This window comes from Candidatus Desulfolinea nitratireducens, assembly GCF_982879505.1.
In genome coordinates, this window is record NZ_CEYOSI010000030.1 from 1 (window position 1) to 22,437 (window position 22,437).

The 22,437-nt window shown below is 48.6% G+C and carries 18 protein-coding genes; 5 read left to right on the top strand and 13 right to left on the bottom strand.

What is annotated here, in order from left to right; genetic code table 11:
- Nucleotides 1–50 precede the first annotated feature (50 nt).
- The 3 genes from AC3DOM_RS04280 to AC3DOM_RS04290 all read left to right on the top strand — a co-directional run bounded on the left by AC3DOM_RS04280 (nt 51) and on the right by AC3DOM_RS04290 (nt 2,894).
- The gene (locus tag AC3DOM_RS04280; protein WP_487917789.1) at nt 51–1,037 is read left to right on the top strand and encodes a M42 family metallopeptidase; all 987 of its coding nucleotides are present in this window, start codon (nt 51–53) and stop codon (nt 1,035–1,037) included.
- Between the two features lies 1 nt (nt 1,038).
- Nucleotides 1,039–2,331, top strand: a complete 1,293-nt coding sequence (locus tag AC3DOM_RS04285) for an extracellular solute-binding protein (RefSeq protein ID WP_487917790.1) — start codon at nt 1,039–1,041, stop codon at nt 2,329–2,331.
- A 65-nt stretch (nt 2,332–2,396) separates the two neighbouring features.
- Nucleotides 2,397–2,894: a ferritin gene (locus tag AC3DOM_RS04290; RefSeq protein ID WP_487917791.1), complete on the top strand. Its 498-nt coding sequence runs from the start codon at nt 2,397–2,399 to the stop codon at nt 2,892–2,894.
- Between the two features lie 65 nt (nt 2,895–2,959).
- On the opposite strand, the gene AC3DOM_RS04295 is transcribed toward AC3DOM_RS04290, so the two are convergent.
- From AC3DOM_RS04295 to AC3DOM_RS04305, 3 genes are all read right to left on the bottom strand, one after another.
- Nucleotides 2,960–3,451 (bottom strand): DUF456 domain-containing protein, encoded by a 492-nt coding sequence (locus tag AC3DOM_RS04295; protein WP_487917792.1) that lies wholly within the window; start codon nt 3,449–3,451, stop codon nt 2,960–2,962.
- A gap of 461 nt (nt 3,452–3,912) precedes the next feature.
- Entirely contained in the window at nt 3,913–5,187 is a 1,275-nt protein-coding gene (gene serS / locus AC3DOM_RS04300; RefSeq protein WP_487917793.1) for a serine--tRNA ligase, read from the bottom strand.
- 403 nt (nt 5,188–5,590) lie between these two features.
- Nucleotides 5,591–7,843: an NADP-dependent malic enzyme gene (locus tag AC3DOM_RS04305; protein WP_487917806.1), complete on the bottom strand. Its 2,253-nt coding sequence runs from the start codon at nt 7,841–7,843 to the stop codon at nt 5,591–5,593.
- A 554-nt stretch (nt 7,844–8,397) separates the two neighbouring features.
- Here AC3DOM_RS04305 and AC3DOM_RS04310 point away from each other — a divergent pair.
- Together AC3DOM_RS04310 and rny are read left to right on the top strand one after the other, a co-directional pair.
- Nucleotides 8,398–9,033, top strand: a complete 636-nt coding sequence (locus AC3DOM_RS04310; RefSeq protein WP_487917794.1) for a regulatory protein RecX — start codon at nt 8,398–8,400, stop codon at nt 9,031–9,033.
- A gap of 24 nt (nt 9,034–9,057) precedes the next feature.
- On the top strand, nt 9,058–10,590 hold the full coding sequence (gene rny / locus AC3DOM_RS04315) for a ribonuclease Y (protein ID WP_487917795.1): 1,533 nt from the start codon (nt 9,058–9,060) through the stop codon (nt 10,588–10,590).
- Nucleotides 10,591–10,811: 221 nt separating this feature from the next.
- On the opposite strand, the gene AC3DOM_RS04320 is transcribed toward rny, so the two are convergent.
- The 10 genes from AC3DOM_RS04320 to AC3DOM_RS04365 all read right to left on the bottom strand — a co-directional run.
- A complete protein-coding gene (locus AC3DOM_RS04320; RefSeq protein ID WP_487917796.1) occupies nt 10,812–11,819 on the bottom strand; it encodes a M14 family metallopeptidase in 1,008 nt (335 codons plus the stop codon).
- The gene (locus AC3DOM_RS04325) at nt 11,819–12,967 is read right to left on the bottom strand and encodes a competence/damage-inducible protein A (RefSeq protein ID WP_487917797.1); all 1,149 of its coding nucleotides are present in this window, start codon (nt 12,965–12,967) and stop codon (nt 11,819–11,821) included. Before AC3DOM_RS04325 ends, AC3DOM_RS04320 begins: the two co-directional genes overlap by 1 nt.
- A 23-nt stretch (nt 12,968–12,990) precedes the next feature.
- Complete coding sequence (locus AC3DOM_RS04330) at nt 12,991–13,767, bottom strand: AMP nucleosidase (protein ID WP_487917798.1); 777 nt, start codon at nt 13,765–13,767, stop codon at nt 12,991–12,993.
- Between the two features lie 59 nt (nt 13,768–13,826).
- Nucleotides 13,827–14,816, bottom strand: a complete 990-nt coding sequence (locus AC3DOM_RS04335; RefSeq protein WP_487917799.1) for an ornithine cyclodeaminase family protein — start codon at nt 14,814–14,816, stop codon at nt 13,827–13,829.
- A 191-nt stretch (nt 14,817–15,007) separates the two neighbouring features.
- Nucleotides 15,008–15,721: an ABC transporter ATP-binding protein gene (locus tag AC3DOM_RS04340; protein ID WP_487917800.1), complete on the bottom strand. Its 714-nt coding sequence runs from the start codon at nt 15,719–15,721 to the stop codon at nt 15,008–15,010.
- Nucleotides 15,722–15,737: 16 nt separating this feature from the next.
- Nucleotides 15,738–16,544 (bottom strand): ABC transporter ATP-binding protein, encoded by an 807-nt coding sequence (locus AC3DOM_RS04345; RefSeq protein ID WP_487917801.1) that lies wholly within the window; start codon nt 16,542–16,544, stop codon nt 15,738–15,740.
- A 9-nt stretch (nt 16,545–16,553) separates the two neighbouring features.
- Nucleotides 16,554–18,266: an ABC transporter permease subunit gene (locus AC3DOM_RS04350; RefSeq protein ID WP_487917802.1), complete on the bottom strand. Its 1,713-nt coding sequence runs from the start codon at nt 18,264–18,266 to the stop codon at nt 16,554–16,556.
- Between the two features lie 13 nt (nt 18,267–18,279).
- Complete coding sequence (locus tag AC3DOM_RS04355; RefSeq protein WP_487917803.1) at nt 18,280–19,347, bottom strand: branched-chain amino acid ABC transporter permease; 1,068 nt, start codon at nt 19,345–19,347, stop codon at nt 18,280–18,282.
- 106 nt (nt 19,348–19,453) lie between these two features.
- Entirely contained in the window at nt 19,454–20,716 is a 1,263-nt protein-coding gene (locus tag AC3DOM_RS04360) for a branched-chain amino acid ABC transporter substrate-binding protein (RefSeq protein WP_487917804.1), read from the bottom strand.
- A 711-nt stretch (nt 20,717–21,427) separates the two neighbouring features.
- Nucleotides 21,428–22,437 (bottom strand): HlyD family secretion protein (locus AC3DOM_RS04365; protein ID WP_487917805.1); only part of this gene is annotated, 1,010 nt, incomplete at its 5' end.

Sequence of the window (22,437 nt, forward strand, 5' to 3'; positions counted from 1 at the left end):
ATTACGCAAATTACAAGCTCAGTTCCCGGTTCTACCTTTAGGTGCGTAACATGAGATCATTAATCAAAAAACTTACCGAAACCTTCAGCCCCTCAGGCTACGAAGGCCCCATTCGAGATGTCATCACGACGGAGATCAAAGATCTTGCCGATGAGATCCGTGTAGACGCACTTGGCAACCTGATCGCACTCAAGGGATCGGGGGGGAAGAAGATCATGCTCGCCGCGCACATGGATGAAATCGGGCTGATCGTCACGCATGTCGATAAGAAAGGCTTTGCGCGCTTTACCAGTATCGGCACTTTTCGCCCGCATACGCTGGTTGGCGCACGAGTTCGATTTCTGAACGGAACCTATGGGATCGTCGGCGCGGAATATATCACCGAAGCAAAGAAATTGATCCCGATGGATAAAATGTTTATCGATGTCGGCGCAACCAGCCCCAAAGATTGCCCCGTCAAAATTGGCGATGTGGCTGCAATGGAACGTCCCTTCCATGATCTTGGGCATCGGATGATCGCCAAATCAATGGATGATCGGATTGGCGTCAGTGTCCTGATCGAAACCATGCGCCAGTTAAAATCCACGCCGCATGAACTTTATTTTGTTTTCGATACCCAGGAGGAGGTCGGCGTACGCGGTGCGGCAACCTCGGCCTTTGGGATCGACCCCGATCTGGGACTGGCAGTTGATGTGACCTCCTCCGGTGATACCCCTGATAGCCCCACGAAAAACGCCGATCTTGGAAAAGGGCCGGTGATCAAGATCAGGGATCCCGGGATGGTTTCTGATCCTCGCGTGGTAGACTGGATCACACGCACCGCCGAGAAGGCCCGCATTCCACATCAACATGAGGTGGATGTGATCGGCAGCACCGATGCCAGAGCCATCCAGATCAGCCGCGCTGGCGTACCGGTTGGCGCGATCTCGATCCCCTGCCGTTATGTGCATTCTCCTTCGGAAATGGTCGATTATAATGACGTACAAAACACCGTCAAATTACTGGTTGCACTTCTCAGCAAAGAGATCAAACTCTAAAATGAAAAAAAGACTGCAAAGAAAACTCCCTTTCATGATCGGCATTTTGCAATTCGCATTTTTGCCTCTGTTCCTTGCAGCTTGTACCAGCTTCCCATTTACCTCAGCCCCGCCTCCAACTTCCACTCCCCTCCCGGAAGAAAGCACCCCTCTGACTTCCACTCCAGAGGAGGTTGAAACCCCGGCAGGTGAAGATGATGCTCCCCAAACTTTACAGATCTGGCTGCCGCCGGAATTTGATCCAAAATCAGAGACAAAGGCTGGGATAGTTCTTCGTGCTCGTTTGGATGAGTTTCAAAATCGCCGTCCAGACCTGACCCTGGAAGTACGCATCAAATCCGTTGAGGGACAGGCCAGTTTGCTCAACTCCCTCATCGCAGCCAAACAGGCTGCCCCCTCTGCTATGCCCGATCTGGTCGCTCTGAAACGCCCCGATCTCGAATCTGCCGCGCTGCAAGGGATCCTCCATCCGATCGACGGCCTGACAACCTCCCTGGATGACCCTGACTGGTTTCCGTATGTTCGTCCTTTGGCGCATATCCAGAATTCGACCTACGGGCTCCCTTTTGCCGCTAATTTGCTCGCCCTTCTCCAACACTCCGCTGAAGAAACCACTCTCCCCTCAAGTACGGAAAATTCCCCGGAAGATAAAAAGCAAATCATATTCCCTGCTGATAACGCTCAATCGCAACTTGCTTTTTGTCTCTACACGGCAAATGGCTCCCTGCTCCGCGATGAGCAGGGACAACCCACCCTTGCCAACGAGGAATTGACCAGATTGCTTGGCTTCTTTCAAAGCGACCTGATTTCTCCGCTATCAGCAGAAATATCCACCGCTGAAGAAGTGTGGGCAGCATTACCCTCCCAGCCAAATCTTAATGCGATCATCTGGACATCGGATTATTTTAAGAGAATGCCAGCGGAGACGACCCTCTCAACGATTCCTGGCCCGGAGGAAAGCCCCTGCTCCCTGGCATCTGCGTGGATTTGGGCGCTGGCCGGAGCCTCTCCCGATCTCCAACCTGCTGCCGTTGAGCTGGCAGAATTCCTTTCTGAGAGCGAATTCCTGGCTGAATGGACCAGCGCTTTGGGAAATCTCCCCACCCGCCCGACTGCCTTGGATGAGACCAATAATACTGCTTTGCTCGAATTGAGTCTGATCGCGCAACCGATTCCCCCTGCTGATATCGTCCAGAGGTTGGGGGAAATCCTGCGAGTGGCAACGATCTCTGTACTCCAGGAGCAAGTATCCCCAGGCGCGGCTGCGGAAGAGGCCCTCGAAAAAATTCAATAATAATTTTATGGCGGGGTCTTTGGACCCCATCCAACTTTTTATTCACTAGAGAAAAGGATAAGAGAATGCGTATCAGCGAAAAATTAGCCAACCTGATGAATGCCCAGATCGGGAACGAAATGGGCGCGGCCTTGCAATATACCCAACTTGCAGCTTATTTTGAATATCGGTCCCTGCCCAAATTTGCCGAGTTCTTTTTTGCCCAGGCAGCCGAAGAACAGGAACATGCAATGAAATTTTTGCATTATTTGCTGGATATTGGCGCAGAGGTGAAGATCCCGGCGATCGGTGCCCCCGCCTACAAGGTGGCAGATACGGCTGCCGGTTTCCAGATGTCGCTGGATTGGGAAAATGAAGTCACCGATCAAATCCACCATATGATGGGGATCGCCATGGATGAACGCGATTTCGCCGCACAGACCTTCCTGCAATGGTTTGTCACCGAGCAGGTTGAGGAGGTTTCAACGATGGAAACCTTGCTGGATGTGGTCAAGCGCGTCGGTGAAAAGAATCTCTTTATGATCGAAAGTTATCTGGAACGGGGAGAAGCACCCGCGGCGTAAAAGAGGCTTAGCAAAAAAACAGGCTTCCTTTTGGAAGCCTGTTTTTGGTTTAAGTTAAGCCATTTTCAGGCCCAAATCGCCCAAAGAACGATCATCGCAATACCGATCACAAATCGCAAAACAAAGGACCAGCCCCAGCCCGTCATCAATCCACGCGTGGTTGCCCGGGCCTCTGCCTCAGAACGGCCCAGGGATTTCTCGGATAAATAGAGCGCCAGGGGTGCGGCGATCAGGCCGCCCAGGGGTGAAAGGATAAGACTGACTCCAGTCCCGGCGATGAGCGCAAGCACCAGGGAGCGTTTCGAGGCGCCATGTTCGAGGGCCTTTGCGCCCATCAGGACACCGTCCAGCACATTCCCGACGACCATCAGCATGGTGATGATCCCGAAGATGATCCATCCCGTGGTGGTAAAAGCACCCGTGATCAGACCAAATCCCAGGGCGGCCAGCCAAATGATCACCAACCCGGGGAAGATGGGAACGATCAGGCCAAAGAGGCCAAGCAGCATGACGATCAGTGTCAGGACAGTTACAGATGTTTCAAGCCAGGCAGGCATAATTTTCTCCTCTTTATTTTATCTATTGCGGTAAGTACCCAGGGATCTCTTTAGAAATGTCTCTGCGAGGAGCATGCTCTCCCTTGCGCCGCCCGCTAGGGCAGGTGTGCGACGTGGCAGTCTCCTGCACCGCCGTGGAGATTGCTTCGTCGGAAAAAGCCCTCCTCGCAAAGACATCCCTGATTAGGTTGATCAGTTACCTATTATATTTAGTAATTCATTAACCTTCTACGCAAAATCTTTATCCAGGTAGTAAAGCTTACTCAGCTTATCTGATTTCAAAGGCCCAGCCCCCCCTCTGGCTCCCCCCGTCGTACGGGAGGAGAACATGTTCATTCGCGCGCGCGGAACTTGTTATGAGCGTCCCGCAGGTTTATTTGTATGAGAGCTTGAATTACGGGAACCTGCGGGACGTTACCCCACTGGCTCCACCTGCTCCACCGGGGGAGAACATTTAATGGCTATTCAGCCTGAATGACCTCGATCCCACCCATCCAGGGGCGCAGGACTTCAGGAATGATGATCGAGCCATCGGGCTGTTGATAATTTTCCATGATCGCGATCATGATCCGCGGCAAACCCAAACCCGAGCCATTGAGGGTATGCACAAAGCGATTCTTGCCACTGTCTTCAGGTCGATAACGGATATTTGCGCGGCGGGCCTGGAAGTCGGTCACATTGGATACCGATGAAACCTCCAGCCATTCGTTACATCCCGCTGCCCAGACCTCGATATCATAGGTGATCGTGGCCCCAAAACCCAGATCTCCGGTGCAAAGCTGATGGATGCGATAGGGCAATCCCAGCAGAGCGACAGTTTCTTCAGCATCCGCCATCATTTTGTCAAATGCGGCTTCTGAATCTTCAGGTTTGACGTACATATACATCTCAACCTTGTCAAATTGATGACCGCGCTTGATGCCACGCACATCCCGTCCTGCGCTCATTTTCTCACGGCGAAAACAGGGCGTGTAGGCGGTGTAATATTTTGGAAGATCCTCTTCTTTGAAAATTTCATCCATATGATAACCAGTCAATGAGACCTCAGCGGTGGGGACCATATACAAATCTTCTTCGTGATCTTTATAGAGATTATCGGCAAATTTGGGTAATTGCCCTGCCCCGTAGACAGTCGCAGTCTTGACCATAAAGGGCGTATATTTTTCGGTATAGCCCTGTTTGATATGCAGGTCGAGCATATAGGCAATTAAAGCACGCTGTAAGCGTGCACCCGCGCCGCTGAGCACGTAAAAGCGGGATCCGGTGATCTTGACGCCGCGCTCAAAGTCTATGATCCCGAGAGCAGGCCCAAGGTCCCAGTGCGCTTTCGGTTCAAAATCATATTCGGGCATCTCACCTATGGTTTTAAGAACAACATTCTCGCTCTCATCCACTCCATAGGGGGTTTTCTCACTGGGGATATTTGGCAGCGTGGACATGGTCGCTGTTAATTCCGCATCCACATTGCGAAGTTCATTGTCCAACTCGCTGATCTTGTCACCAACGGCACGCATCGCCTCGATCCTGGCCTGCCGTGACTCGGCATCTTTCATGCGGCTAATCTCTTTTGAGACGGTATTACGCTCAGATTTAAGCTTTTCAACCTCGCCAAGAATGACGCGACGGCGATCATCCAACGCTAAAATGGAATCCACAACCGAAGCATCTGCCTGGCGTTTTTCGAGCGCCTTGCGAATCAGATCAGGATTTTCACGAAATAAACGAATATCGAGCATTTTGCACCTCCAGGTTGAAATAAAATACGCCCCCGGTCCACAGCAGGACGAGGGGGCGCTCGTGGTGCCACCTGCTTTCGTTATTCTCACTTATAAAAGCGAGTACAACCTCTATGACGCGATAACGGGCGCGCCCGTCCTTCTTACGACCAATGATGATCCCTGCGAAGGAAACGCAGGTGCCTGGTGAGGCTCAGCACCCAAGCGGAGGGGAATTCGCTGCTTTTCCGACCACCTCACACTTATCGGTGGCTCTCTGGACGGCTGCGCAGCAACTGATCTCCGCGTTCGTTTTTGTTTATTATATGCAGAGGGGTGGGAGTGTCAAGCTGTATTTGAAAATTGTCACCATAAAAAAAGGACGACAGAAAACTGTCGTCCTTTTAATCACCTCTAAAAGTCTCTATTTGCGATTCATGGCATCCATCACGGCTACAGCAGCGATCTGGACGATATCGTTTACCTCGTCGCCGGTTTGCAAAACGTGAACTGGAGCACCCATACCGAGCAGGATGGGACCAATTGTCTGGACTTTACCAAGCCGTGCCAGCAGCTTATAGGCAATATTGGCAGATTCGAGCGAGGGGAAGACGAGAACGTTGGCATCTTTTACCTCACTGAAGGAATAGCGTTTTTCAATGATATCCGCAACAACCGCAGTATCAGCTTGCATCTCACCATCAACTCTGAGGTCGGGACGTTTTTTCTTCACCAACTCGACAGCTTTAGCAACCTTATTTGAAAGTGGATGCGGAGTCGATCCAAAATTGGAGAATGACAGGAATGCCACCTGCGGATCAAGTTCCAGTTGTTTGGCATAATCCGCAGCCAGGCAGGCAATTTCAGCCAGGTCTTCAGCAGAAGGCTCGATATTTACGGTCGCATCTGTAAAGAGATAGACACGGTCGTCCACAATCATTATATAAACTCCGGCGGCGCGGGTCGTCTCTTTAGAAGTATGATGAATGCGCAATGCAGGGCGAATCACATCGGGATATTCGACTGTCAGACCTGATATGAAAGCATCTGCATCTCCCATTTTTACCAGCATTGGCCCCAGGATGTTAGCATCTCTTACTCGTTTGCGTGCAATCGCTAATGTAACGCCTTTACGATCTCGGAGGTCATGATAAGCCTTGGCATATTCCTCGTGCCTTGCGAAGTCGTCCGGGTTAAACATCTCTGGACAACATGGCAGGCTAAGATCTTCAATAGTTGCCTCAATCACATCCGGGCGACCGAGCAAAATTGGAGTACCGATCCCCTCTTCCTTAATCCGGTGCGCAGCGCGAATAACCTTGGTCTCTTCACCCTCAGCAAAGACAATCCGTTTTTTGCCACCATCGGATTTGGCTTTATTCATGATAAGGTGACGAACGCGGGCCCCCTTGCCTTGTCGGAAAGCCAACTGCTCGCGATATTCCTCGATGTCAATTTGCTTACGGGCTACACCGGTATCCATCGCTGCTTGTGCCACTGCCGGAGCCTCCCACAAGAGGACACGCGGATCAAGCGCGGTCGGGATGATGTACTCGCGTCCAAATTTCATACTTTCCTTATTGTAGGCCCGCAATACGCTATCGGGCACATCTTCATGGGTCAAATCTGCCAATGCCTTTACTGCAGCCAATTTCATCTCATCATTAATTGCGCTTGCACGAACATCAAGAGCCCCACGGAAGATAAAGGGGAAACCCAAAACATTATTGACCTGATTCGGGTAATCCGAACGTCCCGTCGCCATAATACAATCCGGACGGACTTCCTTGGCTAATTCCGGCTTGATCTCAGGATCAGGGTTCGCCATTGCGAAAATAATTGGGTCTTTCGCCATAGATTTAACCATATCCTGGGTTACAACATCCGCAACCGAAAGCCCATAAAATACATCCGCATCTTTCATGGCATCGGCCAGAGTACGGTCTTTGGTTTCGATGACAAATTCTTTCTTGTATTTATTCAAGCCCTCACGCTCGGTATGAAGAACACCGCGCGAATCAAGCATGGTCAGGTTTTCAGGTTTCACACCAAGTTGAATGGCCAGTTTACTGCACGAAATTGCCGAAGCCCCGGCGCCATTGACGACGACCTTGATCTCACCGATCTTTTTGCCAACTATTTCCAGGGCATTCAACAAACCAGCAGATGAGATGATCGCAGTCCCGTGCTGGTCATCATGGAAAACAGGAATATCAAGCATTTTCTTGAGACGCGTTTCAACTTCAAAACACTCGGGGGCTTTGATATCTTCAAGGTTGATCCCGCCAAAAGTTGGGGCTATCGCCGCAACTACTTTGATCAATTCCTCAACATCCAATTCATCCACTTCGATGTCAAAAACATCTATATCAGCGAATTTTTTGAAGAGAACACCTTTCCCCTCCATTACAGGTTTTGAAGCCAAAGGGCCCAGATCTCCCAAGCCCAAAATCGCTGTGCCATTACTCACAACAGCAACAAGATTCCCTTTTGATGTATATTCATAAGCATTTTCCGGATTTTCGGCAATAGCCAAAACCGGAACGGCTACGCCTGGCGAGTAAGCCAAACTCAATTCGCGGGCCGTATCCATGGGTTTAGTGGGGATAACTTCAATCTTGCCTGGTTTCCCCTTCAGACGATGGTATTCCAAAGCCTCTTCGTTAGTAAACTTCATCATGAGACCTCCTAGGGTTCTCCGTTTATTTACAGGTATTATATCTAACCTACCAGTAGCATTATGACATAACATTAATTACATAAGTAGTTCCTTTTGTCACTTGTTTTGACGACGCCTGCAAGGTTTAAACGATTGGTCTGTTTTGTTGAACACAAACGGTTTATTAAGTTGTGTAACCAAAAACACATTTGCATTTTTTAATGTATAATAGATGCAATCTGTAATAGATTATTATAACGAAAATTCTCTGCCGCCAAATTGCGGCCATGACTGATAAACGGATCTTCTGGAAATTTTCAGGGTACGCCCTTCTAAAACATATTTGGGAAATCCATCATCTTATAAATGATGGACTGTGATGTGAAGCAAGTGGGTCAAAATATTATATATGCGCTGACCTGGCACATCCTTACCCTGTGATGACTTCTGTCATCCACACCTACTTATTTCTATCTCCCTGCAAACAGGATAAAAAGTAGGTCTTTACATAAACAGAAATTCTTGAAACAGTCGTGGCCTCCAGGCAGGCATACGGCTGTTTTTTATTAAGGATGCAAAAAATCACTTCGATCAAAGCACAGAGAAAGAATACTCAAAGAGTGAGTGTCTTTCTGGATGGAGAGTACGCCTTCGGTCTTACCCGGATTGTGGCTGGCTGGTTGCATATTGGGCAAATACTCAGCGATGAAAATATCGCCGCACTAAAATCCGAAGATGAGTTGGAGATGGCTTATTTGAGAGCGCTCAATTTCCTGAGCTATAGGCCGCGCTCCAAGACAGAGATCAGACGAAATTTGCGCAAGTATAAGGTTCCTGAAATACTCATTGAGCCAACAGTGGAACGCCTTGAGCAAAATAAATTTATAAACGATAAGGAATTTGCACAGCTTTGGGTTGAAAATCGCAACAGCTTTCGCCCGCGTGGACGCCGAGCCTTGAGTGTTGAACTTCGACAAAAAGGCATTGCAGATGAAGTTATTCAATCAACGCTGGATGAGCTTGTAAATGATGAGATTCTGGCCTATCAGGCTGGGATCAAAAAAGCCAGGAAACTGGCGAAATATGAGTGGCAAGATTTTCGCAAGAAACTTAGCGGTTTTTTGGCCCGACGCGGATTTTCATATGCTGTGATCTCCCCCTTACTCCCACAACTTTGGGAAGAAGTGCAAACGGAAGAGAACGAATAAAAACGTTTAACTAAGAGGAAAATAATGAATACCATGGGACCCTTTATAACAGCAGGACTCGCTCTGCTTTTAGGAGCAGTGATCGGCTTTTTTGTCAATCGTTATCTCAGAGAGCGCGAGCGGCAGCAGGAACAAAATACAGCCAATGATATTCTCAAGGGAGCAACAGAGCAGGCGCGGTTGATCGAAATCCAGGCGCGCGACAACGCTCTGAAGGTCACCCGGGAATCCGAAGCTGATATTGCCAAGCGGAGAAATGAACTTACGGAGGATGACAATAGAATTCAAACTCGTCGCAACGAACAAGACCAACGCGCCGAACGTTTGGAACAACGGGAGCAACTTGTAAACAAACGTCAAAGTGCTGTCGATCGTCGTGCCAACGAGGTTGATAAACAGTTTGAAGAACAGCTTAAAAAATTGGAAGAGATCTCCAAGATGACCACCGACGAAGCCAAGGAGATTCTCCTGGTTGAAGTGGAAAAAGAAGCGCACGGAGATATGGCTCGAATCATCCGCCAAATTGAAGCTGAAGCCCGTGAAGACGGAGAAAAACGTGCCCGAAAACTTGTAGCCGATGCTATCCAGCGTGTTGCTTCGGAACATGTGGCCGAGGTGACATCCAAGATCGTCCCCATCCCCAACGACGATATGAAAGGTAGAATCGTTGGGCGCAACGGAAGAAATATCCGGGCTTTTGAACAGGCCGCCGGTGTGGATGTGATCGTCGATGATACACCAGATGCAGTCACCATCTCCTGCTTCGATTCGGTTCGCCGTGAAATTGGCCGTCGAGCCATGGAGCGCCTGACCCTCGATGGTCGCATCCATCCTGCACATATCGAAAAGATCGTCAAAGAAGAAACCAAAGCCGTTGACAAGGTCATGGCCGAGGCGGGGGAACAAGCCGCTTTTGACGCCGGGATTAGTGGGCTGAAACCTGAGATCCTGCGCATGATGGGACGGCTCAAATTCCGCACATCTTATGGACAAAACCAGCTCGCCCATGCGGTCGAAGCAGCCAAGCTCGCCAGCATTTTGGCTTCAGAATTAGGTGCAGATATTGAAACTGCCAAACTGGGTGGATTTTTGCACGATATTGGCAAGGCGATGGATCACAACCAGGACGGTACCCACGCCCAGCTTGGTGCAGAATTTTGCCGCCGTTATGGAGTAATAAACGAGAGTGTTCTTAATACAATTGCTTCTCATCATCACGAGGTTGATCAGGCATCCGTTGAGGCTGTTATTGTCGAAGCTGCAGATGCCATCTCTGGTGCCCGCCCCGGCGCACGCCGTGAAGACCTCGAGGCCTATATCAAGCGGATCCGCGCCCTTGAAGATTTAGCCTCTTCTTTCGATGGCGTTCAAAATGCCTACGCGATCCAGGCCGGACGTGAAGTACGCATTATCGTCCGCCCTGAAGATATTGACGATTTCACCGCAGGAAAACTGGCGCGTGATATTGCCAAACAAATCGAAGAGACCATGCAATATCCCGGTCAGATCAAAGTAATTGTAATTCGTGAAACACGGGCGATCGATTACGCTAAATAACCCGAATAATAATCTCAAAGAGCCAGAGAGAAAACTCTCTGGCTCTTTTTATATAGAAGATTTTATGCAAAAGTCCGTTTTTGACACTGCCCCAGCCGCCGTCCTTCGCGTAGCACCGTTCGTCCAGCTTGACTGGATAATACTAGCAGAGTGTGGCGACGGGGACACCGCCGAGAGCACTTATTATGTCAGAGGTCTGGCCTAAGAAGACAAGGGCAAGATCACGGTTGCCAATTCAAAAAAACTTTCAAAACTCGCAGGTTGACGTCAAAATCAGTGTATTCATGAGTTAAAAGCTCAATATCCACCGAGGGGATTCCTTTCACGGAAGAGACCCAATCTGCCAGGTTGCCGCTATAATCGCAGCCAGTATCAATGGGAGGATAAGTGTATGGACTAATATTACTGAGACTTTTTGCCAAACGTTCAGAAGGCGCAAAAGGCGGTAACCCACCCGCGAAGATTCCCAAAGCCGCACTATGATAACTAATGAGTGCATCAAAGTCATGGAGGCTAATGAAATTCATCAGTGCAATCGTCTCAGGTTCAGAGGCGGGATGTGTTCCCGCTGTCAATGGGAGATATTTCCAGCATCCCTTACGATCCCATTCTGCTTTCCAATGATAAGGCCAGTTATGGTTCAAATCAACGCCGTTTTCGTTTGCACGCCCCTCGTAACCATGAGCGCGTGCCTCTCCATCTGGATTGAGACTGCGCAATATATAAAGGCTCACATTTTCAGGAACACTTTCTGGATGCTCTTCCAGGTGTGCAATTAATTCATCAGCAAGGGCAATTGTATTCCATTCATTACCACCATGAATCCCTGCAACGATCAGCCGTTCGCTGGGACCATTCCCAAATCGAAAAACTTCCAAAGGACGTCCCAATACCGAATAACCAATCGCCGCTGCTTGTTTTTTACTAGTGTCCACAAGAAATTCAAACGCTGTCGGTGTAACAGCTGCAATTAGCGTGCTACGCGGATTGGGCGTTATAGTAGGAAGGAAATAGATTGTGGGGGGCTGTACACTGGTCGATGCGGGGAGGGCGGCTGCCTGAGGGGGTGGGGAATTTACTATCTCAACGTTAGCAGGTGAGGGCGGTGGGAGAAAGGGATTTTCGGCCTGGTTAAAGAAGAAGATCCCTGCCAGTCCGATGGCACCGAAAATATTCAGGGACCAAATTCCGATCAAAAATATGGAAGTGCGTTTTCGCTTTGGAGCCATTACTTCATGACCGCCCGTCGCAAAATATTAATCGCAATATTCGGTGCCCAACTCAGTGCATTTTGTGGATGCCCTCCATAGCGCAGGATACGGGATTTCTCTTTTTCTGGAGTAATCAGTGAAAATTCTGCAGTTTGCTCATCTTTCCCGGGGAAAAAGGCGATACCCAGCGCAGCCTCTGCGCCACTCTCAATTCTTAGTTTTTGAAGCGCGGGGAGCAATTCTTTTGTTGCGAGTTGCCGATTTTCACATTTGATGAGTGCGGGATCTTCGGTTTTACTAAATTGATTTGAGAGGCGACCCTCCAAACCTGATTCGAGGAGGACCAGTTTCCAGCCTCGTTTTGATAAAGCCGCCAGCGTAACATCCGCCAATTTATCCTGATCAGTGCCAAAAATGATTTTTCCCAGTCTTTGACGTATCTCGTTTTCAACTTCGGCAATCATTGCATTGGCTTCAGCCTCTGTCTTTGCCTTGGCAGCAAGACGGATATCCACCACGCCCGTATGTGCGGCTAACCCAACTGTCGGATTTCTAAGTTTCTCAAGATCACCGATTTTCTCATCAATACGACCCTCACCCACCCCGGAAGTACGCAACACGCGAACCTTGATGATCTCATGCAGATCATAACGTTTCTGAATATACGGAATAACTGCATTATGGAGGATGGTCTCCATCTCACGGGGCACCCCGGGGAGGGAGATAACAGCGTTGCGTTCAGTTTCAAAAATAAAGCAAGGGGCAGTACCAACGGGATTTTCGATAGGAAGCGCCCCTTTTGGCACATAGGCTTGTCGTTTCTGATTTTCAGTGGGTTTGCGCCCATAAAGAGAAACCCGTTTGGCAATTTGCTCCCAAAGCTCGGGGATAAATTCGGTTTCCACACCCACAGCCAGGGCAACAGCTTCACGGGTTGGGTCGTCCACGGTGGGACCAAGCCCACCCGTTGTGATCACGATTTCAGCACGCTGCATGGATTCGCGAATAGATTCAGCGATCCGCTCAACATTATCGCCAATGGTAATCGTGCGGTACAAGCCCACACCCAGATCGCGCAAATTAAGCGCGATATGACGGGTGTTGGTGTCAACAATTTCACCAAGGAGGATCTCGGTGCCGATAGTGATAATTTCAGCTGCTGTCATAGAGATTTATAGTGGAAATACCGTTAAAAGCGTAAGTGTTTGACGGTCAATCCATGATTAATAAGTTCGTTTAGGGCATCAATGCCAAGGCGAAGATGCTTATCGACATAATCTTCGGTTACTTTTTGATCGCTTTTAGCTGTTTTGATCCCGGCTGAGATCATCGGTCGATCAGAGACAAGGAGTAATGCTCCAGTGGGAATCTGGTTGGCAAAGCCAGTAATGAAAAGGGTGGCAGTTTCCATATCTATTGCCATGGTGCGAATGCTCTCGAGATATGTTTTAAAGTCCTCGTCATGCTCCCAAACACGGCGATTGGTGGAGTAGACGGTGCCTGTCCAATAATCGAGTTCGTGGTTGCGGATCGTGGTCGATACGGCTTTTTGCAGGTTGAATGCAGGCAGTGCGGGAACTTCGGGAGGGTAATAATCATTGGAAGTCCCCTCACCCCGGATAGCTGCGATGGGGAGAATAAAGTCGCCCAGGGCAGTTTTTTTCTTTAGGCCACCACACTTACCCAGGAAGAGAGCCGCTTTTGGTGTAATTGCGCTCAGCAAATCCATGATTAAAGCGGCATTCGGGCTGCCAATCCCAAAATTGATCAGGGTGATCCCATTTGCCGTAACGTTGGGCATTGGCTTTTCATGGCCGCGGATGGGGGCATTGTACCATTCTGAAAAAAGATGGAGGTAATGCTCAAAGTTGGTCAACAAAATATAGTCGGCGAAATCTTTGAGGGCGGTACCCGTATAACGCGGCAGCCAATCCTGAACGATTTTTAATTTATTTTTTATGGTCATTTTTTACTTTCATTTATATGGCGACTCTATGCCGACTTTGAATTTCCGATTCCGGCCATCTAAAATTCAAATTCCTGTCCAAGATTCATTACCTCAGCATTCTTAAGAGCAAGTTGGGCCGCCATGGCATCCTGAACGGCGATGCCGACAGATTTAAAGAAGGTGATCTCTTTTTGATTCTTACGCCCTGAAGCATTTCCGAGAATAAGGTCACCGAGTTCTGTTAACTCAGCGGGGAAAATTTCTTTTTTATTAATCGCAGCAACGATCTCACCTGCTTCGGCCAGGATCGCATCCAGGGAATCAATAAAAATGGTTGTATTGGCAAGGAGTTCTGGTGGATTCTCGATCATCGCTAGGGTATAGGAACCGACCCCATTGATATGGGTGCCGGGTTGCACATCCGCTACCTGGTAAACGGGTGAGGTGGAGGTTGTTGCAGTGCAGATGATATCTGTGCTGGAAAGGGCCTCTTTGGGGTCGCGGGTGATACGGATATCCGCAGGAATGGGAGCCATCCCAGTCATATCGTCCACAAAGTTTTTGGCACGCTGTGGGTCAGGATCTACAATCCAAACAGTGTCGATCTCCCGAACGCTGCAGATCGCCTCGAGCTGGGTGCGGCCTTGTGTGCCTGCCCCAAATATTGTGGCAACACGACTATCCGGACGAGCAAGAAGATCCGTGGCGGCGCCTGATGCCGCACCAGTACGAATGGCGGTGAGTGTGCTCCCTTCCAAAAGAGCGATTGTTTTGCCGTTTAGAGGGTCGAGGACGAGAACGACAGCCTGAATAAAGTCGAGGTTCTGCGCTGGGTTTTTAGGAAAAAGGGAGACGATTTTGATGGCAAGGGCATCATCAACTTTAGGATCGTGGATATAGGCAGGCATGAAAAGGCTGGTAGCGTCCTGAGATTTGATCGGGAGCGCAGTACGGAGCGGTATGATGGCCTGCCCGGCGCTAAAGGAGGCGTAGGCATTCTTCATTGCCTCGATGGTGGCACGCATTGGAAGGGATTTACGTACGTCACTCGCGCTGAGTATTCTCATAAGATTATTTTACCTGATTACAAAAAAGATGTCCGGCAGGATTGCTACCGAACATCTCCAAATTCTGAACAAATTTCCGGGGTTCTTGTTTAGAACCTATCCTAAAATTCTTTTGTAGTAACGGCTTCAGCCGTAAAGAGCGGCTAAAGTCGCCACTACGGGATATTTTCAGGATGGATACTTAGTTGGTTCTAGTCCATCCCAAGATAGGCTTTTTGAACCATTTCATTTTGTTTGAGTGCGGCAGAATCGTCATGAAGGACGATTTGGCCGGTTTGAAGAACATAGCCACGATTAGCAACAGAGAGTGCCATAAGGGCGTTCTGTTCAACAAGAAGGATGGTTGTCCCTTCTTTATTGATCTCAACGATGGCATCGAAAACGCTGTCAACAAGAACAGGTGCAAGGCCCATCGAGGGCTCATCAAGCAGCAGAAGACGCGGCTTTGCCATCATGGCACGGCCCGTGGCAAGCATTTGCTGTTCACCACCAGATAATGTACCGGCCACTTGTTTCCGTCGTTCTTTGAGGCGCGGGAATAAGCTAAATACACGATCAAAGTCGCTTACTATGCCTTCTTTATCATTCCGGCTGTAAGCTCCCATTTCGAGATTTTCCAGTACGGTCAGTTTTGCAAAAACACCACGTCCTTCAGGAACCATTGCAACTTGCTTGTAGACTAGCTCATGCGCGGGGATGCCAGTTATATTCTCACCTTCATAGGTGATTGAGCCTTCGCGCGGGGTAAGTAGCCCGGTAATAGTGCGCAGGGTTGTGGTCTTACCTGCACCATTCGCCCCGATCAAGGTAACGATCTCGCCTTCTTCCACAGTCAGGGAGACACCTTTCAGGGCATGAATATTGCCATAGTATGTATGGATGTCATTAATTTCCAGCATTGCCATTGGTCTTCTCCCGGTTCTAGGCCTCTACGCCTTTAGCTTCAAGATTCAAGCCAGAAGCCGCGCCGCGTCCCAGATAGGCTTCGATCACCCTGGGGTTGCGTTGAATTTCAAGCGGTGTTCCTTCTGCAATTTTTTGGCCAAAATCCATCACCCAAATCTCTTCGCTGATGCCCATGACCACCTTCATATCATGCTCGATAAGCAAAATAGTGATTTCCAATTCGTCGCGAAGACGGCGGATAAAATTCATCAGATCCCTGGATTCATTCGGATTCATACCAGCAGTTGGTTCATCAAGTAATAGAAGTTTAGGTTTACTGGCCAGGGCACGGGCGATTTCCAGACGACGCTGGGCGCCGTAAGGCAGGTTATGTGCCACCTGATCTCCCAATCCACTTAGGCCGACAAAACTAAGCAGGCGAATTGCCTCCTGGAGTGCATCTTCCTCCTCCTTTAAGAAGCGTTTGTTTTTAATAATGGCTTCGAACCAGAAGGTTTTCAAATGAGGATGCTGACCAACCAGAATATTTTCGATAGCTGTCATCTTCGAGAAGAGCCGAATATTCTGGTAGGTTCGCGAAATGCCCAGATTAGTAATGCGATCTGTAGTCAACCCCTGAATATAATGCCCGTCAAAGATAATTTTTCCTTCAGTGGGCTTATAGAAACCGGTAATACAGTTGAAAAAAGTTGTTTTCCCGGCGCCATTTGGACCAATGACGCTGGAGATGGAGTTTTCTTGTACGTCAATTTCAAATTTGTCAACAGCGATCAAGCCACCAAAGCGTTTTGTAACATTTTTTGTTTTGAGAATTACTCCCATAATGGCCTCCTAACCTTCTGTTCCAGCAGCTTGCTTGGGAAGAGTATCTTTTTCGTCTCGCAGCTCCTGGCTCCGTCTTGCTTCTGGCATGAAACCATCGGGTTTCACAATCATCATGATAATGAGAAGCATACCGTACATCAGCAGGCGGTATTCAGCAAACTCGCGAAGCATTTCAGGTAAGCCGATCAGGATGATTGCACCAACGACTACACCAGGGATACTGCCCAGGCCGCCGACGATAATGAGTGCAAGCGCGTTGATGGAGATGAGGATGTTAAAACTATGGGGGAAAATATTTCCCAAGCGTGCGGCAAAGATCGCACCCGCAAGAGCTGAAAATGCAGCACCGATTGAGAATGCCAGTAATTTGGTTTGGATCAAATTAATCCCCATTGCTTCAGCAACATCTTCATCCTCACGCATGGCCATCCACTGACGACCAAGACGCGAATCCCGCAGACGGATGGTTACAAAAGCTGCGAGAACCGCACCCAACACAACCAGGTAATACATAGCCTGTGGGCTGTTCATTGAAAGTCCAAAGAACTCTGGCTGAGGAATGTGGAGAATACCTTGAGCACCGCCGCCAAAGGGAGCTAGCCAGTTGGAGAGGGCCAGAATACGAATGATCTCACCAAAGCCAAGGGTAACGATAGCAAGGTAGTCACCACGCATTCGAAGAACAGGGAAACCCAAAAGCAGGCCCCAAAGTACACCGATCAGCATGGCGAAGGGGAGTGCCATCCAGAAATTTAAGTCGCTGCGACCAAGCGCACCCGTAGTGGTCAGAATCCCCATCGTGTAGGCGCCAAAGGCGAAAAAGGCTACGTAACCGAGGTCAAGCAGACCTGCATAACCAACCACGATATTTAATCCCAGACCCATCATGACATACATGCCAATAATGAAGAGTGCCTGGCTGAGAAAAAGACCAACCAGCCATGGAAGTATAGCAACAAAGAGAATTGCCATTATGATAATGAAAACGCGGCCTTTCTTCTGTTTCTCTTCAGGCATTGCAGCCCACTTATCGCTGGCTTCTTTTTTAAGACCGAAATAACTAAAGGCAAATACTACAGCAAAAAGGATAATTGCTGCAACCGGATTCATTGATTTGTTCGAAAAGATAATTTTTCCCAACCCAGGCCCAAAGAGTTCGCGTAAAATTTGAGCTACATTCTCTGAAAATAGTCCAACTGCGAGGACCCAAATGAGGCTGTTGATCCAGCCACGGCGAATTTTATCCGGGAATCGCAGAAAAGATACGCCGAGCATTCCCATCAAACCAAAAAATAAGAATAGCAGGATATTGCCCAGAACCATCCCCTGCCCGAAAGTCAGAAATTCAAACGCTGTCGGTGTAAAGCTCACAAACATATTACGCAAGTAGAAAACGGCGTCTGGGTCGGCTTGGATAACGAAAATCTGGATCACAATATTGAAAAGTATCAACGAGACACTTGAGAGTGCTCCTGCAAGAAAGCCAGCAACGTAAATAGATTTTGTTTCGGACTCTTTCATCGCCTGAGCGATAAGAATACCCACACCAATTGGACCGAGGACAAGGAAAGCATGTCCCAATGACAGGGATGTGCCAATCAGGTTACGCTGTGCAAAGGTTTCAACCATGCCAACTGCGACAAGATAAATTGCGACAATGCCGCCTAGCAGGGCGAATTTTTGAATCTTCTGGAAGTTTTCCTGAAGTGTTTTTATCATCTTTTTACCTCACTCAGGCTTTCTTTTCTGCCAACCGCTCGCCAAAGATACCTTGCGGGCGGAAGATCAGGATAAGGACAAGGATCGTAAATGCAAATGCATCCCGCAATTGATTTACAGCAGGGATACCCAAGCCTTCGAGGATCAAGTTCGGGCCGATGGCTTCAAAGACACCGAGGAAAAGACCACCGACCATGGCACCGGGGATATTGCCGATCCCGCCAAGAACTGCTGCAGTAAAGGCTTTGATGCCCGGAATAAAACCCATGAAGAAGAAAACACCTTGAGGTCGGAAGATACCATTGAACACACCGGCTGCGCCAGCAAGAGCCCCCCCGACAGCAAAGGTGATCATTATGGTTTTATCTACATCAATACCCATTAAGCGAGCAACTTCTTTGTCTTCCGAGACAGCACGCATCGCTTTTCCAATCTTGGTGCGCTCAATGAAAAAATAAAGACTGACCATCAGGAGTATTGCAGCAACTAGAACCACAATTTGGGTCCAGGGGATTTCAAATCCTGCAAGTGTCAGGAATTGACCATCCAGAGCAGGGATGATTGGGTAGGATTGAAATTCAGCGCCATACAATCCACGGAATGTGTATTCGATTGTAAATGAAGCGCCAATTGCAGTAATTAATGGAACCAGGCGGGGAGCGCCGCGAAGAGGACGGTAGGCAACCCTCTCGACAACCACATTTAATACCATCGAAACAGAAGCCGCCAAAAGGATCAGTAATAACACCGATATAACTGGTTGGGCACCGAGGAAACCGGATGCTGCCAGGCTGTTTGCCAGGAATACGGCAGTAAATGCACCGGCCATATAAACATCGCCATGCGCAAAATTGATCATCAAAAGAATGCCGTATACCAGCGTGTACCCTAAAGCTATCAATGCATAGATACTACCCTGTGCCAAACCTGCAAAGACAAGGGTTACCCATTGTCCGCTAGTGTATTTAGTGGCGCCTAAAGAATTGAAAATGCCGACAATAATAACTATGACAGCAGCTACCTGGAGTAGTCTCATGAAAAAGTCTACCCAGGAAAAACGATCAAGAAATTGTTTTAGCATAAAGAACTCCCGGAAAACGCGTCCAACAAGATGTTATAGATACGAATAATGAGTCAGAGGGGTAACCCCTCTGACTCATTACAGATTTTATACTAGAGGCTTAAGCCTACTCACCAGGGGTGTAAATTGCTGGGGGTGGCCAGTTACCATCTAACTCGGCCTGACCGAGTTCGAAGATGCCCAAAGCACCGCCGGTGGCGCAGTCGCCGTGGCTGATGCCGACCACGCCAAAGTCTTTGTCGGTGCAGTCCAGCGCACCAGTCAAGCCATCATAATTTGAGAGGGAGGACATGCTATCGCGCAAAGCCTGACGCCCGATGTGCAGGGTGCCATCTTCATCTACAACGGCAACGGCCTCAACGGCATCAAGGATAATGTTGGTGCCATCATAAGCGAATGCGTGGAAGCCACTCGGGGGAACGCCACCGAATTTGGCATCCCATTTTGCGAGGAACGCTTCATAAGCCTCACCAACAACGTACGGGCCAGAGAGATACATACCAACAGAGTTGGGGCCAGCATTCTCAGGGAAGGAGTCAGCCAGGAGGCCGTCAGCGCCCATGAGGGTGGTGTTTTCCAAACCAGCGATTTCAGAAGACTGTGCAACGATGAAGTCGCCTTCTGGCTCGAAGATCGGGAAGTAAAGTACGTCGGGGCCATCAGCCGCAACAGTGGTCAAAACAGTGCGCATATCGGTATCACCGATATTGACTGCGCCAGCGAAGGTTACTTCGCCGCCCAATTCAATAAAGCGCTTGGCATAAACAGCCTGAAGTTGGTCAGCATAGGGGCTGCCATCATGGATGGTAGCAGTGGTGCGTGCGCCCAATTCATTATAAGCAAACTCAGCAGCAACCGCACCCTGGAAAAGGTCGGTGTGGCAAACGCGATAGTAGCCAGGTTTCCAGGTTTGACCTTCAATGGTCAGAGCGGGGGCGGTATTGGATGAAGAAATCATTACCAAGCCAGCACTGCTGATGGTATCAATAGCAGCAGTGGCCGCACTGGAGCAGTTTGTGCCAATCACGCCGACAATGGTCGGGTCAGAAGCAACTTTTGTGGCAGCAGTTTGACCGCCTTCAGCGCTACACCCAGAATCTTCGCCAGTCAACACAATATCGTGGCCAAGAATCTTTCCATCGCGATCATCTATGGCAATCTCAATTGCGCCTTTGGAATCTTCACCAAGGAATGCGGTTGCACCAGAGATGGTCAGCATATAAGCCAGGTGGACAGGCTCATCAGGAGCAACATCAAGACAGCCAATTGCATCGGTGCATTCAAACGCAGGGGCTTTCGGGCCACATGCAGTAAGAATCAATCCGACAATCATCAGCGCTGCAAATACAGCAAATAAACGTTTAGACATAGTTCTTCTCCTCTTTCTAAGGGGGGTAATTGTAGTACCCCGGGATCGGGGTTAATATACCTGGCAGACAACGCCACAAAAAAATGTCACCATCACCTCCTTCTATTGAAATATTTTTGTTGTCATTCTATAAGTATTGATAAATATTCAATACAAATATTTTGTGCTTACGCTACCAATTAAATCTAAAGTGATAACACGAATAAATAACCAAAGACACGTAAAACATTAAATATAGCTCAATTAATAATCGTACAGGTATATACGGTAAGGGTCAAGAGTATGAAAGAGTTTTTACGTAATTTTTATTTCTTCGCAGTGTTCATTAATTCTGGTTACAGATACGCAAATCCGGATTGCGAATCTTCATAGCCAGGTCAGTAGAAAGATTATACAATAGCCGATACCCCAAATTGTGGATATGTTTCGCTCTCTTTTTTTCCTCGCATAAAAGGAAAACACTGCCGTAGTTTAGCATACTTGAACAGGGAGTGCAACTGCCTGACTAACAAGGATTTTCTCGATCAAATAACAGCTTGCTACCCTTTAAACGACAATTCCCTCTTCTATGAGAGGGAGTTGTCGTTCATCTTCTTCAGGACTTACCCAAAATACCTTTTTTCTTGCTGCGTTGTAGCTTGTCTACAATACTCCAACGCAGAGCATTGGGAATAGGACTGTAAAAATGCGTAAGTCCTATTCTTAATTTATCTACTCATCCAACAAGGTTGCTTCAACAGTCATACCCCATCGTAACGCGGAATCGCTTTCATCAAGACGAATTTTGACTGTGTAAATAATATCACCCGCCTGCGTCTTAAATGACTGCCCGATACTCTCCACGCTGCCATCCAATATCAATTCTGGCAATGCATCGGGGATGATCTCCACGGGCTGGCCGACGTAAACTTTGACCACTTCCAACTCTGTCAGGTCGCTGGTTTCGACATAGAACTCGCTAAAATCAGCAATTTGTGCTGCCCACTGTTCAGGACCCACCAATTGCCCAATCTCCACATTGATATCAGTAAGCGTCCCATCAAAGGGAGCTTTTAACTGATAGCCATCAAGAATATTCTCAGCCGCAGCAACCTGGGCCTTGGCATTTGATAATCGAGCCTCGAGCAGTCTTTTTTCATCGGGATCAAGTCCATCCTCCGCACGCACTTCGTAATCTCGCTTTGCTTCTGCCTCTACTGCGAGAGCGGAATCCAAATCGGCTCGGACCTCATCCAAATCTCGAATCGCCTCTTCCAGATCACGGAGGGCTTCGTTTAGATCTTCCTGCGCATCCTCAAGATCATCTTCTGCATTTTTCCGTTTGGTATTTTCCTCGTCAAGATCTATATATTTATCGAGTTCATCTTGTTCATCTTGCAGATCTTCTTCGCGATCACTGACATCAGCTCTGGCATCGTCAATATCATCTTGAAGATCGTCAATATTCAGCTTTTCCCATTCACGTTCTGCTTCGGCCCGAATAATTTGTGCGGCTAAATAGCTTTGCCAGGCATCGGCTGTTGCGAGCCCGCCTGTGCGGACAAAATCATCGTAGGCCTGCTGGACAGTGGTCAACTCCAGTTCAGCCGCGCGAAGAGAAGCCTCTGCCTGCTCCTGATCGGCGAGTTGAATGATAATTTGATCCTTGGCAACCTCTTCACCTTCCTCAACCAAAATTATGGCAACCGTGCCGCGCGCAGAGAATTTAAGCATTACATCCT